Source organism: Caballeronia novacaledonica (assembly GCF_900258035.1).
GTDB classification, from domain to species: Bacteria; Pseudomonadota; Gammaproteobacteria; order Burkholderiales; family Burkholderiaceae; genus Caballeronia; species Caballeronia novacaledonica.
Genome location: NZ_OGTP01000011.1, coordinates 1 through 17,601, shown reverse-complemented (window position 1 = coordinate 17,601; position 17,601 = coordinate 1). Strand labels below are relative to the sequence as shown.

Below are 17,601 nucleotides of genomic sequence, written 5' to 3'. Positions count from 1 at the left end.
CTAGCCAGAGCCTGCGCATGTCTCGTCAAAGATGACAAAAAAGTCATCGAGAGGTCATCGATCGATCAGCGGCGCGCCGCTACCATGCCCAGCGACAACTCAACGAATCGCGAGGCTCGACGAAGTGCAAGTACAACCGTTATGGCTGCGCATCACGCACTGGCTCAACGCGTTCGCCGTGTTGATCATGGTGACGAGCGGCTGGCAAATCTACAACGCATCGCCGATATTCAAATCGATAACCTTCCCGCCCGCGATCACGCTTGGCGGCTGGCTCGGCGGCGCGCTGCAATGGCATTTCGCGGCAATGTGGCTGCTGCTCGCGAACTTCATCGTGTATGTCGCGATGAATCTGTTCACCGGCCGCCTGCGCCGCCGCATGTTTCCGCTTTCGATCAGAAGCATCGTCACCGACGCGTTCGCCGCATTGCGCGGCAAGCTCGGCCACGAGGATCTCACGCACTACAACGCCGTACAAAAGTTCGCGTATCTGGCGGTGATCGTGGACATCGTGATCGTGATCCTGTCGGGGCTCGCGGTGTGGAAGTCCGTGCAGTTTCCATGGCTTCGAACGCTGATGGGCGGCTACGACGAAGCCCGCGTCGTGCATTTCTTCGGCATGAGTTTTCTGGTTGCGTTCTTCGTGGTGCATGTGGCGATGGTCGCGCTCGTACCGCGTTCGCTCGTGATGATGATTCGAGGTCGTTAAGTCATGTCGCTCAAGTTATTCAAATCGAGACCCGATGCCGAGCTCATCATCAAGGATGCGGCGAAGGAATTAAAGGCGCCCGCGCGACGTTTATTCGGCAAGCGCATTCTGTCGCTCGGAGGGCTCGCGATGCTGTCCGGCTGCAACATCACCGACGACAAATCCGTCAATGCGATGCTGCGCCGCATTTCGTCTTTCAACGACGACGTGCAGGCGCTGCTGTTCGATCCGAACAAGCTCGCGCCGACGTATCCCGAATCGATGATCACGCGTCCGTTTCCGTTCAACGCGTTCTATGACATCGATGAAGTGCCGGAAGTGGATGCGTCGACGTACAAGCTGGAAATCGGCGGCCTCGTCAAAGGCAAGCGCGTGTGGACGCTCGACGAACTGCACGCGATGCCGCAGGAAAGTCAGGTGACGCGGCATATCTGCATCGAAGGCTGGAGCGCGATCGGCAAGTGGGGCGGCGTGCGTTTCGCGCATTTCCTTGCGCGCGCCGGCGCGGATACGAGCGCGAAATACGTGGCTTTTCATTGCGCCGATAACTACTCCACGAGCATCGACATGCCGACCGCGCTGCACGCGCAGACGCTGCTCACGCTCACCTACGATGGCCAGATTCTGCCGCCGAAATACGGCTTCCCGATGAAGCTGCGCATGCCGACCAAGCTCGGCTACAAGAACCCGAAGCACATCGTCGCGATTACCGTGACGAACGATTACCCCGGCGGCTATTGGGAGAACCAGGGCTACAACTGGTTCGGCGGGTCCTAAGCCTCTGCTTTCATCACTCCAAGGAGATTGCATGTCGATTCGAATCAAACTCGGCGTCAGCATCGTGACGCTCGCACTCGCTTCCGCAGCCTTTGCCCAGACGCCCGCCGCGAAACCCGCGCGTATTCGCGGCGATATCGTGTCCTTGTCGGGCGACACGCTCACCGTGCATCGACGCAGCGGCGACACGGTGAAGATCGCCGTGAAGTCGGATACGCCCGTCACCGCGCTGAAGAACATCAAGCTGCAGGACATCAAGCCGGGCTCGTTCGTCGGCACGGCGGCGACCACCGGCACGGACGGCAAGCTCACCGCGACCGAAGTGCTCGTGTTCCCTGAATCCGCGCGCGGCACCGGCGAAGGCCATTACGCGTGGGATCTCGGCCCGCAAAGCTCAATGACGAACGCGAATGTCGATCAGGTCGTGCAAGGCACGAGCGGACGCGATCTCAAGCTCTCGTACAAGGGCGGCGCGAACTCGGTGACGGTGCCGGAGAACGTGCCGGTCGTGACCTTCGCGCCCGCGACGCATGACGATCTGAAGCCGGGCAAGAAGGTGTTCGTCGTCGCGAGTCCGGCGGGCTCGGACTTCGCGGCGCAGCGTATCGTCGTGGAGAAGGATGGCGTCGCACCGCCGATGTAAGCGAGCGGACGCTCGTCATTCGAGCGTCGTGCGAATGTGCCTGACGCTCGACACGGTATGGTCGAAGCGCGTCGTGCCGAGCTTGCGTTTCATGCGGCGCGTGATCTCCGAGCTGACCGCGCCGACGCGTTTCATCAGCGCGTGCGCGGAATCGGTCGGATGAATGGCGGATTCGCGGCCGTCCCGTTCCGTGGACCAGCGCTCGACAAGACCGAGTTTCGCCAGGCCGTCGAGCGTGCGGGTGGCGGTCGGGCGCGAGATGGCGAGCGCATCGGCGAGCGTGCCTTGCAGTTGCCCCGGACGCTCGACGACCGCACGCAACATGAAGGCCTGCGACGGCGTGAGTCCGAAGGGCTTGAATGCTTTCGCCCATTCGCGTTCGAGCGTGCGCGCGAGCGCGGTCGTATTGAAATAAAGGCATTGGTCGAACATGCGGTTCACCGTGATGTCAGGTAATTCGCTCTGCAACTATCGGTTGAAGAGCGTGCGTGTCTGCAGATATTACGTGTTCGAGATAACATGGCCGTTTGCGTATTTTGATGTTGCGCAACGTAATATCAGGCCACGTCACTCGTAAGGAGACATGCATGAGCAATACGCGTTCCGACTTTCCCGCTTATCCGAATACGCAGCTTTATATCGACGGCGCCTGGCGCGGCGGCTCGCGCGACACCGCCGTGATCAATCCGGCGAACGAAGCGGAAATCGGCCGTCTCGCACTGGCGGGCGAAGCGGAGCTTTCACTCGCGGCCGACGCCGCCGCGCGCGGGTTCAAGGCATGGCGCAAGGTCTCGCCCTACGAACGCAGCAAGCTGATGCGCCGCGCGGCGCAGATTATCCGCGAGCGCGCGGAACAGATCGCCGCCATCATGACGATGGAGCAGGGCAAGCCGTTCGGCGAGGCGCGCATCGAAACGCTGTCGGCGGCGGACATCATCGAATGGTTCGCGGAAGAAGGGCGTCGCACCTATGGCCGCGTGATTCCGTCGCGCACGGACGCGGTGCGCCAGATCGTCACGCGCGAACCCGTCGGTCCGGTCGCCGCGTTCACGCCGTGGAATTTCCCGATCAATCAGGCGGTGCGCAAGGTGTCGGCCGCGCTCGCGTCGGGCTGCTCGGTCGTGCTGAAAGGCCCCGAGGAAACGCCCGCGAGCTGCGCGGCGCTCGTTCAGGCTTATGCCGATGCGGGTCTGCCCGCAGGCGTGCTGAATCTCGTGTTCGGCGTGCCGGCCGATGTCTCGAAGTATCTGATCGCGCATCCCGCCATCCGCAAGATTTCGTTCACGGGCTCGACGCCGGTCGGCAAGCTGCTCGCGTCGCTCGCGGGCGAACACATGAAGCGCGTGACGATGGAGCTGGGCGGTCACGCGCCCGCCATCGTGTTCAAGGATGCGGACGTTCCCCGCGCGGCGAAGATGCTCGCATCCGCGAAGTTCCGCAACGCGGGCCAGGTGTGCATTTCGCCGACGCGCTTTCTCGTCGAAGAATCCGCGTATGAGGAGTTCGTGCATCACTTCGTCGCGACCGCGAGCGCGGTGAAGGTCGGCAATGGTCTCGACGACGGCGTGCAGATGGGCCCGCTCGCGAACGGCCGCCGCCTCGAAGCGATGGAACGCCTCGTCGCCGATGCGCGCGAGCATGGCGCGAAGGTGTTGACGGGCGGCGAGCGCATCGGACGCGAAGGCTACTTCTTCGCGCCGACGGTGCTCACCGATGTGCCGCTCTCCGCGCGCATCATGACCGAGGAACCGTTCGGCCCGATCGCGCCGATCACCGCGTTCAAGTCGTATGACGAAGTGATCGCGGAGGCGAATCGTCTGCCTTACGGACTCGCGGCCTACGCTTACACGACATCGGCGGCGACGTCGGCGGCAGTGTCGGACGATATCGAAAGCGGAATGCTCTCGATCAATCACCACGGCCTTGCATTGCCGGAGACGCCGTTCGGCGGCGTGAAGGATTCCGGCTACGGCTCGGAAGGCGGAAGCGAAGCGATGGAAGCCTATCTCGTCACGAAGTTCGTGACGGAACATCGTTGATCTTCGCATCGTTCGATTAGTACAAAAGGGCGGCGCTTCGAAAGGCCGCCTTTTTTCGGTGCGTCGAATTGATGAGGATGGCGAATCAATGCGGACCTGAAAGACGCCTGAAATATCCGTGCAATAAGTGCCAGTTTCAAGAATGTAACGTCGTAACACACGGAAAAATGTCCGTAGCCGAATTGCCAGCTTCGCTCTCTAGCATGTATCGATACACGCTCTCCCACCGTCCGACGCATGGAGAATTGAATGCTGAGTCCTCACGAAATTTCCACGCTGCTGCTGATCGAGCGCTCGCCGCATCAGGTCGAAGTCTTCGGCCAGCACGCGGCGCGCTTGCGTCAGGAAGCGCTCGTCGAGATCACGCGGCTGCCGACCGGCGTGCCGATACCGCTTCTCACGGCGAAGGGACAAGACGTGCTGAATAGACTCGATGCGCTCTGGCATCTTCGTTCGAACGAAGCCGAAGACAGCGAATAGGCCGAGCGCGCTTCCTCTCGCAAGCGTATTCTGTGTTTCGTTCGCGGAAACACGGAGCCTGCAAGTGACTCAATCGAAACTTCCGAGCGTCGCGATTCTTGGCGCGGGCAGCATGGGATCGGCTATCGGCCGTGCATTGACGCAATCGGGCGCGCGTGTGCTGACATCGCTCGAAGGCCGCAGTGCCGCGAGCGTCGCGCGTGCACGCGAGGCCGGCATGGAAGAAGCAAGCCTCGAAAGCCTTGCGGCGTGCGAGTTCATTCTGTCCATCGTGCCGCCCGCCGTCGCGATCGACACCGCGAGACGCATGGCGCCTGCGCTCGAACGGGCGAGCGTGCGGCCGATGTTCATCGACTGCAACGCGATCAATCCCGACACCGTCGGCGAAATCGAGCGCGTGCTCGAACCGGCTGGCGCGCCGTTCGTCGATGGCGCGATCATCGGCGCGCCTTCCTCGCCGAAGTTCTATATGTCGGGGCCGCATGCGCGGCGCACGCAATCACTCGCCGATGCCGGCCTCGCCGTGCGCATGCTCGATGGACCCGTGGGCGCCGCGTCCGCGCTCAAGATGTCGTATGCGGGCATCACGAAGGGGTTGACGGCGCTCGGCTCGGCGATGTCGCTCGCCGCGATGCGCAACGGCGCCGGCGACGCGCTTCTCGACGAGCTTGCGGAAAGTCAGCCCGCGCTCGCCGCGTGGCTCGGGAGCAATGTGCCGCGCATGCCGCCGAAGGCGTATCGATGGGTCGCGGAAATGGAAGAGATCGCGCAGTTCATCGGCGATGAATTCGCCGAGCATCGCATCTACGAAGGCGCGGCCGGACTTTACGCGCGCCTTGCGAAAGACAAGGACGCGACGGATGCACTCGAACGCTTCTTCGATAAACGCCGCTAAACGCGCGCGGCCGTCGCTTCCTTCATGTGCTCGAAGAAGCGCGCCGCGCGCCGGTCGCCCGCATAGGCGGAGTTGATGCGCACCCAGGCACACGCTTCGCCGTTCGGTCGATAGTAGCTGCCCGGCGCGAGCGTCACGCCGAACTTCACGGCTTCCTCGACAAGCACGGACGAATCGTCGATGCCCGGCATTTTCGCCCACACGAAGTTGCCGCCGCTCGGCTCATCGAACACATCCCAGCCGTAGCTTTCGAGCGCTTGCACCGCGCTCGACAGCGAATCCCGCACGCGCTTGCGCAGCCGCTCCAGATACTTGCGATACGTGCCGCGTTCCAGCAGGCTCGCCGCGACGCTCTCCGCGAACCGCGTGCCGCCGAGACTCGTCAGCACCTTTACATCGACGAGATTTTTCACGAGTTCGCGATTTGCCGCGAGATAGCCGATACGCAGCGACGACGACAGCGTCTTCGACAAACCGCCGACATAGATCACGCGATCGAGTTGATCGAGCGATGCGAGCCGTTGCGTCGGCACGGCCTGAAAGTCGGCGTAGATATCGTCCTCGACGATCATGAAACCGTGTTGTGTCGCGAGTTGCAGCAGCCTGAACGCGACCTGCGGCGCGATGTTCGTCGCGGTCGGATTCTGGAACACGGTATTGATAAAAAAGAGCTTCGGCTTATGCTGCTTGAGCAGTTCTTCCGCGATATCGATATCGGGACCGTTCGCGAGCCGCGGCACGCCGACGAGACGCACGCCCTGCAACTTCAGAAGTCCGAAGAGATTGTAGTAACCGGGATCTTCGACGAACACCGTATCGCCCGGCTTCAGCATGTAGCGCACGACGAGATCGAGCGCCTGACTCGCGCCGTTTGTGGTCATCACGTTCGGAAGATCGGCGTCGATGCCGAGCGCGTTGATGCGCATCGCGATTTGCTGGCGCAGGCTCGCGTCGCCATAAGGAATCGCGTAATCGATCACGCTCGGCACGTCGATGCGCGACGCCTGACGGATCGCCTGCGTGAGACCGTCCACGTCGCGCCACGCCTCCGGGACGAAGCCGCTCGACAGCTTCAGCGACTCGCCGGGATAGTTGAACTGCTGAAGAATCTGATTCGATTCTTCTTCCGCGAGGCGCGGATTGCAGTTGCCGGCGTGGCTTTCGCGTTCATCGACGTGATTCGCCACGTAGAAGCCGGAACCGTGCTTCGGCTGAATCAGTCCGCGCGACGCGAGCCGGTCGTACGCCTCGATCACCGGAAAGCGGCTGATGCGCTGCTCGGCGGCAAGCTGACGAATCGACGGCAGCTTCGCGCCCGCGAGCACGCGGCGCGAACGGATCATCGCCTCGATCTGGTTGACGATCTGCTCGGTCAGCGGCACGCCGGTGCCGCCGTCGATGTGGAGCGGAAGTGCGTTCATGATGTCTGAAACTGTTCAGTGATTCGGAGTGAACAGTTCGATTTCGCTGTTCACGAATGTCATTGCGTCATTCGAACGCATCCGAAAAGCCGCGTCAAGACTGGCTGAACGGCCAAGCAGACTGTTTTCAAAATGACAGATCGAAACGAACTGTTCGGCCAAAATAGCTTAACAGTTCCGCTGTAACTGTTCAGAAGTGTTCATTCAACCTGTTCGGAATCGGACGAATAATACGCTCAACGGCTGCTGTTGCATGCGCACGCGGCCTTCCAGTGACGCGATTCGAAGGAGCAGCATCATGCGTGAAATCCGGACATTCGAACTCGATCGGCGCGACGCGCCTACGCGATGGGTGATCGATCGGCCCCAGACCTTGCGCGTGACGCGCGGCCAGGTCTGGCTGACGATGGAAGGCGCCGCCGACGATTACTGGCTCGACGCGGGCAGTTCCGTCGAACTGAAGCCGTACACGACGATCTGGGTCAGCGGAACCGAGGACGCAAGCTGGTTCTCGCTGGCATCCGACTCGACGCGCGGCGGCGCGCGCAAGCTGGGCGACATGGCGCGCGCGTGGTTCGCGCGCCGCGCCGCGCCGGCGAAACTCGCGACGTTGAAGGTCTAGGCGAAAAAAAACCCGGCCGTGGCCGGGTCCAATGTTCCCGCGCTCTTTCGAGCGCGGTCACCTGCAAAGCTGTCTTACGCCGCGAGCAGCGAGCGCAGCACGAACGGCAGAATCCCGCCGTGCTTGTAATAGTCGACTTCGATCGGCGTATCGATGCGAAGCAGCACCTGCACGCGATCTTCCTTGCCGTCCTTGCGATGGATCACCAGCGTGACTTCCTGCTGCGGCTTGAAGTCGTCGCCGAGACCTTCGATGTCGTACGTCTCTTCGCCCGTGATGTTCAGCGACTGGACGCTGTCCGCGCCCTTGAACTGCAGCGGCAACACGCCCATGCCGACGAGATTCGAGCGATGGATACGCTCGAAGCTGCGCGCGACCACGGCCTTCACGCCGAGCAGTTGCGTGCCCTTCGCCGCCCAGTCGCGCGACGAACCCGTGCCGTACTCTTCGCCCGCGAAAACGATGGTCGGCGTATCGGCGCCGATGTACTTCATCGCCGCGTCGTAGATCGACAACTGTTCGCCGCTCGGCTGATGGATCGTCAGGCCGCCTTCGACGCGCGTGCCGTCGGCCTTCGCCGGGATCATCAGATTCTTGATGCGCACGTTGGCAAAGGTGCCGCGCATCATCACGTCGTGGTTGCCGCGACGCGAGCCGTAGCTGTTGAAGTCGGCCTTCTGCACGCCGTTCGCCTTCAGCCACACGCCCGCCGGCGAGGTTTCCTTGATCGAGCCCGCCGGGCTGATGTGGTCGGTCGTCACGGAATCGCCGAAGATGCCGAGCGCGCGCGCGCTCTTCACCGCAGGGATGGAATCGGCCGGTGTCATCGAGAAACTGTCGCCGAAGAACGGCGGCTCGGCGATGTACGTCGACTTCGGCCAGTCATATACCTGACCGCTTTCGCCCGCGATCTTGCTCCACAGGTCGCCGTCCTTCGTGAGCTGCGAGTAGTTCTCGCGGAACGCTTTCGCGTCCAGCGCGAACTTGAGCAGTGCGTGGACTTCGTCGCTCGTCGGCCAGATGTCGCCGAGATAGATGTCGCGGCCGTCCGTGCCCTGGCCGACCGGCTCCGTCATCAGATCGCGCGTGATGTTGCCCGCGATCGCGTAAGCGACGACCAGCGGCGGCGACGCCAGGAAGTTCGCGCGGATGTTCGGGTGAATGCGCGCTTCGAAGTTGCGGTTGCCCGACAGCACCGCTGCCGCGACGACGTCGTTCTTCGTGATCGCGTCGTTCAGTTCCGGCGTCAGATCGCCCGCGTTGCCGATACACGTCGTGCAGCCGTAAGCGGCGAGCGTGAAGCCGAGCTTGTCGAGGTAAGGCAGGAGGCCCGTTTTCGTCAGATATTCGGTGACGATGCGCGATCCCGGCGCGAGCGACGTCTTGATGTGCGGCGCGACCGTCAGGCCGGCTTCGACGGCCTTTTTCGCCAGCAAACCGGCGGCGAGCAGCACGCTCGGGTTCGACGTGTTCGTGCACGACGTGATCGCGGCGATCAGCACGTCGCCGTTCTTCAGGTTCACGCCGTCGGTCGTCTTGTATTGCGTGTCGAGATCGGCGGCCTTCTTGTTGAAGCCGTTTTCGCCGGCCGGCTTCGAGAACAGGTCGGTGAACGTGCTCTTCACGTTGCCGATTTCGATACGATCTTGCGGACGCTTCGGACCCGCGAGCGACGGCGCGACCGTGCCCAGATCCAGCGAAAGCGTCTTGGTGTAGTCGATGTCGCCGGCCTTCGGCACGCCCCACAGCTTCTGCGCCTTGAAATACCGCTCGAACGCGGCGATTTCGGCGTCGGTGCGGCCCGTGCCCTTGAAGTAGTCGATGGTCTTTTCGTCGACCGGGAAGAAGCCCATGGTTGCGCCGTACTCGGGCGCCATGTTGCCGATGGTCGCGCGATCCGGTACGCCGATCGACGCCGTGCCTTCGCCGAAGAACTCGACGAACTTGCCGACGACCTTCTCCTTGCGCAGCATTTCGGTGATGGTCAGCACGAGGTCGGTGGCCGTGCAGCCTTCGCGCAGCTTGCCCTTCAGCTCGACGCCGACCACGTCCGGCGTCAGGAAGTACACGGGCTGCCCCAGCATGCCCGCTTCCGCTTCGATGCCGCCCACGCCCCAGCCCACCACGCCGATGCCGTTGATCATCGTCGTGTGCGAGTCGGTGCCGACGAGCGTGTCCGGATAGTAGACGTCGTCCTTCTTGTGCACGCCGCGCGCGAGATATTCCAGATTCACCTGATGCACGATGCCGATGCCCGGCGGCACGACCTTGAACGTGTCGAACGCCTGCATGCCCCACTTCATGAACTGGTAGCGCTCGTTGTTGCGCTGGAATTCCAGCTTCATGTTCAGGTCGAGCGCGTTCGGCTCGCGGAAGTGATCGATCTGCACCGAGTGATCGACGACGAGATCCACCGGGACGAGCGGTTCGATCGCCTTCGGATCTTTGCCCGCGCGCTTGGCGACGCCACGCATCGCGGCGATGTCGGCGAGCAGCGGCACGCCCGTGAAGTCCTGCAGCACGACGCGCGCGACCACGAACGGAATTTCGTCGACACGCGCGGCGTTCGGCTTCCAGTTCGCGAGTTGCTCGATGTGTTCCTCGGAGATCTTCTTGCCGTCGTAGTTGCGCAGCACCGATTCGAGCACCAGCCGGATCGAAACCGGCAGCCGCTGAATCTTGACCTTCAGCGCGTCGCCGAGTTGCGGCAGCGAGTAGAGCTTGCCTTTGCCGGAGCCGCTGTCGAATTCCTTGAGCGTGTTGTGGAGATTGTGGGCCATGGTTATTTTCCTTGGACTAAGACGAGGAAATTGCTTCTCTAGGGCTAAATCACGTACAGATCGACGTATTCATTGACCGGCATCGCTTCGAGCTTTGCCTGATCGAGCGATACCGCGAGGATCGCCTGCTGCTGCTTGTGCGGAAAACGGCGCGCGAGATTCGTCCTGAACTTCTCGACGAGCAGCGCAATGCCGTCCGCGCGGCGGCGCTTGTGACCGATCGGATACTCGACCGCGATTTCTTCGAGCGCCGTGCCGTCGTCGAATTCGACGGTCAGCGCATTCGCGATCGAGCGCTTGTCCGGGTCGTGATAATCCTTCGTGTATTGCGGATTTTCCACGCATTCCATCTTCGCGCGCAATGCGTCGATGCGCGGGTCCTGCGCGATGGAATCTTCGTAATCGGCGGCGGTGAGACGGCCGTGGATCAGCGGCACGGCGATCATGTACTGAATGCAGTGATCGCGGTCCGCGGGGTTGTCGAGCGGCCCCTTCTTGTCGATGATGCGAATCGCCGCTTCGTGCGTGCGAATCGTGATCTTCGCGATGTCATCGACGGATTTGCCCGCTTCCTTCAGCTTGCCGTGCAAGGTCATCGCGGCTTCGACGGCCGTTTGCGCATGGAACTCGGCGGGAAACGAGATCTTGAAGAGCACGTTTTCCATCACGTAGGAGCCATACGGGCGCTGGAACTCGAACGCGTTGCCCTTGAAGAGCACGTCGTAAAAGCCCCATGTTTTAGCGCTCAGAACGGACGGATAGCCCATCTCGCCGGTCTTCGCGATCAACGCGAGACGCACGGCGCGCGAGGTCGCGTCGCCCGCTGCCCACGATTTGCGCGAGCCCGTGTTGGGCGCATGACGATACGTGCGCAGCGCATGGCCATCGACGAAGGCCAGGGAAACCGCGTTGATCAGCTCGTCGCGCGTGAGGCCGATCATCTGCCCGACGACCGCCGTCGATGCGAGCTTGACGAGCAGCACGTGATCGAGCCCGACCTTGTTGAACGAGTTCTCGAGCGCGATGCAGCCTTGAATTTCGTGCGCCTTGATCATGGCGATCAGGACGTCTTTCATGCTGAGCGGCTTCTTGCCCGATGCGATCGCGTTGCGCGAAAGCCAGTCGGCCGTTGCAAGAATGCCGCCGAGATTGTCCGACGGATGGCCCCATTCGGCGGCGAGCCATGTGTCGTTGAAGTCGAGCCAGCGGATCATCGCGCCGATATTGAACGCGGCCTGTACCGGATCGAGTTGAAACTGGGTGCCAGGCACCTTCGCGCCATTGGGGACGATCGTGCCGGGCACGATCGGTCCCAACAGCTTGGTGCACGCTGGGTAGGAGAGGGCTTCGAGTCCGCAACCGAATGTGTCGATCAGGCAGTTGCGCGCCGTTTCGAGTGCAAGCGTGCTGTCGACGCTGTAATCGAGCACGTAGTCGACTATGTCTACCAGTACCTTGTCCGGATCGGGCCGGACGTTGGAAATCGGTGCGGACATCGAGTGATTCCTGATTTAAGTGCTGAGCTAACTTACTCCGCTTTCTTGATCAGCGCGTCCGATTGCGTCGGCGCTGCGCCGCCCGCAGCCATGTCGGGCGTCATGCACTCGTCGGCGAGGCGCGACGAGTCCTTGTCCGAGAACAGCATCGCTTTCGTCGGGATCACGACGAGGTCCATACCCGATGCCGAATCGTGGAAACGATCCGCGCCGGTCGTCGTATCCTGGCGCGGCAGGCGGTAGTCCTTCTTGGCCCAGTTCACCGTGACGATCGCGTCACGCTTCATGTCGCCTTTCAGATAGAAAGCGGTACCGTCCTTGCACGACCACTTCACTGCACCTTCGGGAATCGGATCAACCTTGGCCGCCGCGGCCGCTTCGGCCTTGGGGCTGCGCTTGATCAGGCGGCGGGCCGGAGCGGGGCGCTTGGCCTTGGCCGCGCTCGATTCGGTCGATGTCGCAGCGAAGGCGTCGGCGCTGACGAAGACGCTCGTCGTAGCCAGCGTGCCGGCGATTGCAGCGATTAGGAGTTTGTTCATCGAAAAACCTTTCAAAAACATTGGGGTTGATGGCGTTTGCCGCGCGGCGTGGACTTTTCCTACTCAAATCCGATCGCGCAGCACGCTATTTTCGCTTATTTATGGGGACGAACTTCAAATTCTCCGGTCCGGTGTAATTCGCGCTCGGCCGGATGATCTTGTTGTCGATGCGTTGCTCGATGATGTGCGCGGCCCAGCCCGACGTGCGCGAGACCACGAACAGCGGCGTGAACATCGCGGTGGGCACGCCCATCACGTGATACGACACCGCGCTGAACCAGTCGAGATTCGGGAACATTTTCTTCGCGTCCCACATCACCGTTTCGAGGCGCTCGGCGATATCGAAGAGTTTCGTATCGCCCGCTTCCTTCGACAGTTTCTTCGCGACTTCCTTGATGACTTTGTTGCGCGGATCGGAGATCGTGTACACCGGATGCCCGAAGCCGATCACGACTTCCTTGTTCTCGACGCGGCGCTTGATGTCGGCTTCCGCTTCGTCGGCGGTCTGATAGCGCGACTGGATCTCGAAGGCCGCTTCGTTCGCGCCGCCGTGCTTCGGACCGCGCAGCGCGCCGATCGCGCCGGTGATCGCGGAGTACATGTCGGAGCCCGTGCCCGCGATCACGCGCGACGTGAACGTCGATGCGTTGAATTCGTGCTCGGCATAGAGATTGAGCGAGATGTGCATTGCATCGACCCACGCCTTCGACGGCGCCACGCCATGCAGCAGATGCAAAAAGTGTCCGCCGATGGAATCGTCGTCGGTTTCGACTTCGATGCGCTTGCCGTTGTGCGAGTAGTGATACCAGTACAGCAGCATCGAGCCGAGCGAGGCCATCAGCTTGTCGGCGATATCCTTCGCGCCCGCGATGTTGTGATCGTCCTTCTCGGGCAGGATGGTGCCGAGCACGGAGACGCCGGTGCGCATGACGTCCATCGGATGCGCGGACGCGGGAATCCACTCCAGCGCGGCCTTCAGGTTCGCGGGCAGGCCGCGCAATGCCTTCAGCTTCGTCTTGTACGCCTTCAACTCGGCGGTATTCGGCAGCTTGCCGTGCACGAGCAGATACGCGATCTCTTCGAATTCGGAAGTGGTCGCGACATCGAGAATGTCGTAGCCGCGATAGTGCAGGTCGTTGCCGGTCTTGCCGACCGTGCACAGCGCGGTATTGCCCGCCGTCACGCCGGACAGCGCGACGGATTTCTTCGGCTTGAATGCGCCGCTTGCGGGTGCTTCGGTCGATGCGGTGTCGGTCATTGTCTCAAGTCTCCTTTCGCACGCTCGCGAGGCGGCGTTACTTGTCCTGTCGAGAAGATGAAGCGAAGAGCGGCGCACATTCGTCCGGCATCGTCTGGCCGGTCGCGTGCGCACGACGCAGCACCGACCAGTAATAGCGATAGCTCGCACGGTCATGCAGCGTGTCGCCGTGGCGCGTCGGGCCCCACTGTGCGCGTTGCGCCTGAAGCAGAATCTCGGCGGCGCGCGCGATCTCGTCGGCGCGCGGCGAGAAAGCCTCGACGATCGGCCTGATCTGATCCGGATGGATGCTCCACATGCGCGTGTAGCCGAACTCGTTGCGGGCACGCGCGGCATCGTTCGCGACGACGCTCATGTCGCGCACTTCCGTCGACACATTGTGCGACGGAACCTTGCCGTGCGCGTGACACGCGGCGGCGATCTCCAGCTTCGCGCGCCGCACGAGCGGATGATCGAACTGAGCGGGGGAGCGCATCGCGGTATCGGGAATCGCGCCGTTGTGCGCGGAAACGAAATCCATCAGCCCGAAGCTCAACGATTCGACGCCCGGCAGCGCGGCAAGTTCGAACGCCTGCGCGAGCGCGCCGTGCGTTTCGATCAGCAGATGACAGGGAACGGGCTTCGGAATGCCGGACTCGCGGCGCGATGCTTCGATGAACGCCACCATCTCGGCGGCATCGGCGGCGCTGCGGATCTTGGGCAACATGATGAACGCGGGCGCGTGTTTCGCCTGACGCAGGATGATGCGCACGTCGTCGCGCCACGCCGGATGATGAAAATCGTGGATGCGCACGCCGACACGCCCGAAGCGGTCTTCCTCGCCGCCCACGAACGATGCGACCAGCCCGGCATGCTCGGCCTCATGGCCGACTTGCGCGCCGTCCTCGCAATCGAGCGTGATGTCGAACACCGGGCCCAGTTGCGCCTGCAACGCCAGCGATTTCCTCATCAGCTTCTCGCTGCCGGCGTAGTGATCGCAGGGCGGAAGCACAGCGGGCTGCGGTTCGCCGTCAAACAGCACTTCGGCGGGAGTGAGATCGCGCATCGTCGGCGTAGGGTCCGATTGGAGGGATGATCTTGCTCATGCTTCTGATTCGGCCGCGCTCGAACATCGTTCAAGCGCGGTCGGATCAGGCGCGAACGCGGCGAAGCGTTCGCGCTGACGGGAAGCCCTTGCGCGCTTCCCTTGTGTAACGTGCTTACTTGCCGAGCAGATGCGCGACGCCGTCACGCTCTTCGAGCAGTTCGTTCAGCGTGCCGTCCATCTTTTCGCGCGAGAACGCGTCGATTTCCAGGCCTTCGACGCGCTTGTACTCGCCGTTTTCGCACGTGACCGGCACGCCGTAGATGATGTCTTCCGGAATGCCGTACGAGCCGTCCGACGGAATGCCCATGGTCACCCACTTGCCGTTCGTGCCGAGCACCCAGTCACGCACGTGGTCGATCGCCGCGTTGGCCGCCGACGCCGCCGACGACAGGCCGCGCGCTTCGATGATCGCCGCGCCGCGCTTGCCGACGGTCGGGATGAACGTGTTGCGGTTCCATTCGTCGTCGTTGATGAGCTTCGTCAGGTTCTCGCTTTCGGCGGTCGCGAAGCGGAAGTCCGGGTACATCGTCGGCGAGTGGTTGCCCCACACGGCGAGCTTTTCGATCGAAGCGACCGGCTTGCCCGACTTGGCCGCCAGTTGCGACAGCGCGCGGTTGTGGTCCAGACGCAGCATGGCGGTGAAGTTCTTCTTCGGCAGATCCGGCGCCGACTTCATTGCGATGTACGCGTTCGTGTTCGCCGGGTTGCCGACGACCAGCACCTTCACGTCGCGGCTCGCGACATCGTTCAGCGCCTTGCCCTGAACCGTGAAGATCTCGGCGTTCGCCGACAGCAGATCCTTGCGCTCCATGCCCTTCGAACGCGGACGCGCACCGACGAGCAGCGCGACGTCGGCATCCTTGAACGCGATTTTGGGATCGTCCGTGACGACCACGCCTGCGAGCAGCGGGAACGCGCAGTCTTCCAGTTCCATCACGACGCCCTTCACGGCGGCTTGCGCTTGCGGCAGATCGAGCAACTGAAGAATCACGGGCTGGTCTTTGCCGAGCAGATCGCCGTTGGCGATGCGGAACAGCAGCGAGTAGCCGATTTGACCTGCGGCGCCGGTTACGGCAACGCGCTTTGCGGACTTAGCCATTGAGAACTCTCCTGGACAGTGCGTGGAACGCTAGGGAAAAACGCCATTTTATGCGCGTTACGCAAAGCGTTGATGAAGACATGCCGGCCATGCCGTGTGCGAATCGCCCGAAGCGCGCTTGCGAGCGTCCGGGCTCGTGCGGCGCATCGGCGTCACGGCGTGACTGTCATGCCATGAATCTTTCTTCGAGCGAGAGGTGTGCGGGAGGTGCCTGGAGGACGCGATGATTTCGCTCGAGTCTGACGGCAACGCGCCCATTCGAGACGGCGCTTGACGTTGCGAGGCGTGGGGCAGGCAGCGGCGCGCGAATCGAGTGGCCGATCGGCGTGAGGCGAAAGCGAAAGGGCGTGCCTGGCGGTATGCTGCGCGATGCGTGGATGCCGCGCTCAGGGCGCTTGCGAAGCGACTATCGCCATGCAAAACGCGCTGGCCCACGATTTCCGTGCTCGCGCAACGACCCGCAAACCCTTGCTCGCCAAGGAGTGTAGGATCGGTCCGAACTAAAGTCAACAATATCTTATGTCTTATATAAGACATAGGAATCTACGGGAAAAGTCTGGACGCACGGCGGGCCTTGTGTTGAAATGCGCGGCATGAATTCCAACCCGGCGAGCCCGACGACCCCCAACGGCACTGCACCGGCGGCTGAGGCCGCGAGCACCCCGTCGCCGACGTTCAGCCCGCTGTATCAGCAAATCAAGGCGCTCATTACGCAGGGACTCGAGTCCGGCGAATGGAAGCCTGGCGAGATCATCCCGAGCGAGGTCGAACTGGCCGCGCGCTACAAGGTGAGTCAGGGCACGGTCCGCAAAGCGATCGACGAGCTCGCCGCCGACAATCTTCTCGTTCGCCGTCAGGGTAAAGGCACGTTCGTTGCGACGCACAACGAGGATCGCGTGCAGTTTCGCTTCCTGCGCCTTCTGCCCGACGACGGCGACGTTCATCCCCACGTCAGCCGCCTGCTCGAGTGCAGACGGCTGCGCGCGCCCGCCGAGATCGCGCGTCAACTGGACCTGAAGCCCGCCGACCCTGTCGTTCTTATCAAGCGCTTGTTGCAGTTTGATGGCGTCACGACCGTATTCGATGAAATCTGGCTGCCGGGCGCGGTGTTTCGCGGACTGACGGCCGAGCGCCTCGCCGACTACAAGGGCCCGCTCTACGCGATGTTCGAGACGGAGTTCGGCACGCGCATGATCCGCGCCACGGAGAAGATCAGGGCCGTCGCCGCCGACGAGACCGTCGCGCAATTTCTCGATGTGGCGCAGGGATTTCCGCTGTTATCGGTGGAGCGTGTGTCTTATACCTATGGCGATCGGCCCGTCGAAGTGCGGCGCGGATGGTATGTCACGACTGGTTATTACTATCAGAACGACTTGAGTTGATCGATGAAGAACGGGGATGCGAGCACGGGCTGAGTGCTCGTTGGGCACGCACGTTAGCAGGCCATTTTCGCGCATCGAGCAAGAGTCTTTTCGACGGCTATTCGCTGCAGAGCGAAATAAAAAGGCGCTAAAATCGCGGATTAGTGTTGTTTTAACAAGTTGGGGTCTAGCATGGCTGAAGCCGTAAAAAAACCAAGGCCTGAATACCGGAACATCGGAATCGGCCAACTCGCGAAGTATCGCTTGCCGCTGGCAGGGAAGGTCTCCATCCTGCATCGTGTGAGCGGCCTGCTGCTTTTCGTGTGTCTGCCGTTCATCCTGTACCTGCTCGATCAGAGCCTCACGTCGGAGATCTCGTTCGACGCGTTCAAGGG

Annotated in this window: 17 protein-coding genes; 9 read left to right on the top strand and 8 right to left on the bottom strand. The window is 62.2% G+C overall.

Going from position 1 to position 17,601, the window contains the following annotated elements; translation table 11 throughout:
• Positions 1 to 124 precede the first annotated feature (124 nt).
• Genes NOV72_RS16965 through NOV72_RS16955 form a run of 3 tightly spaced genes read left to right on the top strand, consistent with a single transcriptional unit; the run spans position 125 to position 2,129 of the window.
• On the top strand, positions 125 to 709 hold the full coding sequence (locus NOV72_RS16965) for a cytochrome b/b6 domain-containing protein (protein ID WP_106855763.1): 585 nt from the start codon (positions 125 to 127) through the stop codon (positions 707 to 709).
• A 3-nt stretch (positions 710 to 712) separates the two neighbouring features.
• Positions 713 to 1,486 carry a molybdopterin-dependent oxidoreductase gene (locus tag NOV72_RS16960; protein WP_106855762.1) on the top strand — a complete coding sequence of 258 codons (774 nt, stop codon included), beginning with the start codon at positions 713 to 715 and terminating at the stop codon, positions 1,484 to 1,486.
• A 31-nt stretch (positions 1,487 to 1,517) separates the two neighbouring features.
• Positions 1,518 to 2,129, top strand: coding sequence for a hypothetical protein (locus NOV72_RS16955; protein WP_106855761.1), 612 nt, complete (start codon positions 1,518 to 1,520; stop codon positions 2,127 to 2,129).
• A gap of 15 nt (positions 2,130 to 2,144) precedes the next feature.
• Here the strand turns inward: NOV72_RS16955 and NOV72_RS16950 are convergent, their stop codons facing one another.
• Positions 2,145 to 2,561, bottom strand: a complete 417-nt coding sequence (locus NOV72_RS16950; RefSeq protein WP_106855760.1) for a MarR family winged helix-turn-helix transcriptional regulator — start codon at positions 2,559 to 2,561, stop codon at positions 2,145 to 2,147.
• 155 nt (positions 2,562 to 2,716) lie between these two features.
• On the opposite strand from NOV72_RS16950, the gene NOV72_RS16945 reads away from it, so the two are divergent.
• The 3 genes from NOV72_RS16945 to NOV72_RS16935 all read left to right on the top strand — a co-directional run bounded on the left by NOV72_RS16945 (position 2,717) and on the right by NOV72_RS16935 (position 5,543).
• Positions 2,717 to 4,168, top strand: coding sequence for an NAD-dependent succinate-semialdehyde dehydrogenase (locus NOV72_RS16945; RefSeq protein WP_106855759.1), 1,452 nt, complete (start codon positions 2,717 to 2,719; stop codon positions 4,166 to 4,168).
• A 249-nt stretch (positions 4,169 to 4,417) separates the two neighbouring features.
• Positions 4,418 to 4,648, top strand: coding sequence for a hypothetical protein (locus tag NOV72_RS16940; RefSeq protein ID WP_106855758.1), 231 nt, complete (start codon positions 4,418 to 4,420; stop codon positions 4,646 to 4,648).
• A gap of 64 nt (positions 4,649 to 4,712) precedes the next feature.
• The gene (locus NOV72_RS16935; RefSeq protein ID WP_106855757.1) at positions 4,713 to 5,543 is read left to right on the top strand and encodes an NAD(P)-dependent oxidoreductase; all 831 of its coding nucleotides are present in this window, start codon (positions 4,713 to 4,715) and stop codon (positions 5,541 to 5,543) included.
• On the opposite strand, the gene NOV72_RS16930 is transcribed toward NOV72_RS16935, so the two are convergent.
• Entirely contained in the window at positions 5,540 to 6,964 is a 1,425-nt protein-coding gene (locus NOV72_RS16930; protein ID WP_106855756.1) for an aminotransferase-like domain-containing protein, read from the bottom strand. The genes NOV72_RS16935 and NOV72_RS16930 overlap by 4 nt on opposite strands.
• Positions 6,965 to 7,262: 298 nt before the next feature.
• Here NOV72_RS16930 and NOV72_RS16925 point away from each other — a divergent pair, with 298 nt between their 5' ends.
• Entirely contained in the window at positions 7,263 to 7,586 is a 324-nt protein-coding gene (locus NOV72_RS16925; RefSeq protein WP_106855755.1) for a DUF2917 domain-containing protein, read from the top strand.
• A gap of 74 nt (positions 7,587 to 7,660) precedes the next feature.
• Here NOV72_RS16925 and acnA read toward each other — a convergent pair whose 3' ends face one another.
• The 6 genes from acnA to NOV72_RS16895 form a co-directional block, all read right to left on the bottom strand.
• Positions 7,661 to 10,366, bottom strand: a complete 2,706-nt coding sequence (acnA, locus tag NOV72_RS16920; protein WP_106855754.1) for an aconitate hydratase AcnA — start codon at positions 10,364 to 10,366, stop codon at positions 7,661 to 7,663.
• 44 nt (positions 10,367 to 10,410) lie between these two features.
• Positions 10,411 to 11,862 (bottom strand): bifunctional 2-methylcitrate dehydratase/aconitate hydratase, encoded by a 1,452-nt coding sequence (locus NOV72_RS16915; RefSeq protein WP_106855753.1) that lies wholly within the window; start codon positions 11,860 to 11,862, stop codon positions 10,411 to 10,413.
• Between the two features lie 32 nt (positions 11,863 to 11,894).
• On the bottom strand, positions 11,895 to 12,401 hold the full coding sequence (locus NOV72_RS16910) for a hypothetical protein (protein WP_106855894.1): 507 nt from the start codon (positions 12,399 to 12,401) through the stop codon (positions 11,895 to 11,897).
• A gap of 85 nt (positions 12,402 to 12,486) precedes the next feature.
• The gene (gene prpC / locus NOV72_RS16905) at positions 12,487 to 13,659 is read right to left on the bottom strand and encodes a bifunctional 2-methylcitrate synthase/citrate synthase (protein WP_106855752.1); all 1,173 of its coding nucleotides are present in this window, start codon (positions 13,657 to 13,659) and stop codon (positions 12,487 to 12,489) included.
• A 37-nt stretch (positions 13,660 to 13,696) separates the two neighbouring features.
• The gene (locus tag NOV72_RS16900; protein ID WP_106855751.1) at positions 13,697 to 14,704 is read right to left on the bottom strand and encodes an HpcH/HpaI aldolase/citrate lyase family protein; all 1,008 of its coding nucleotides are present in this window, start codon (positions 14,702 to 14,704) and stop codon (positions 13,697 to 13,699) included.
• Positions 14,705 to 14,858: 154 nt separating this feature from the next.
• Complete coding sequence (locus NOV72_RS16895) at positions 14,859 to 15,845, bottom strand: malate dehydrogenase (RefSeq protein WP_106855750.1); 987 nt, start codon at positions 15,843 to 15,845, stop codon at positions 14,859 to 14,861.
• 593 nt (positions 15,846 to 16,438) lie between these two features.
• Here NOV72_RS16895 and NOV72_RS16890 point away from each other — a divergent pair.
• Together NOV72_RS16890 and NOV72_RS16885 are read left to right on the top strand one after the other, a co-directional pair.
• Positions 16,439 to 17,227 carry a GntR family transcriptional regulator gene (locus NOV72_RS16890; protein ID WP_181291083.1) on the top strand — a complete coding sequence of 263 codons (789 nt, stop codon included), beginning with the start codon at positions 16,439 to 16,441 and terminating at the stop codon, positions 17,225 to 17,227.
• 171 nt (positions 17,228 to 17,398) lie between these two features.
• The coding region (locus tag NOV72_RS16885) for a succinate dehydrogenase, cytochrome b556 subunit (RefSeq protein ID WP_425428732.1) at positions 17,399 to 17,601 on the top strand (203 nt) is incomplete at its 3' end.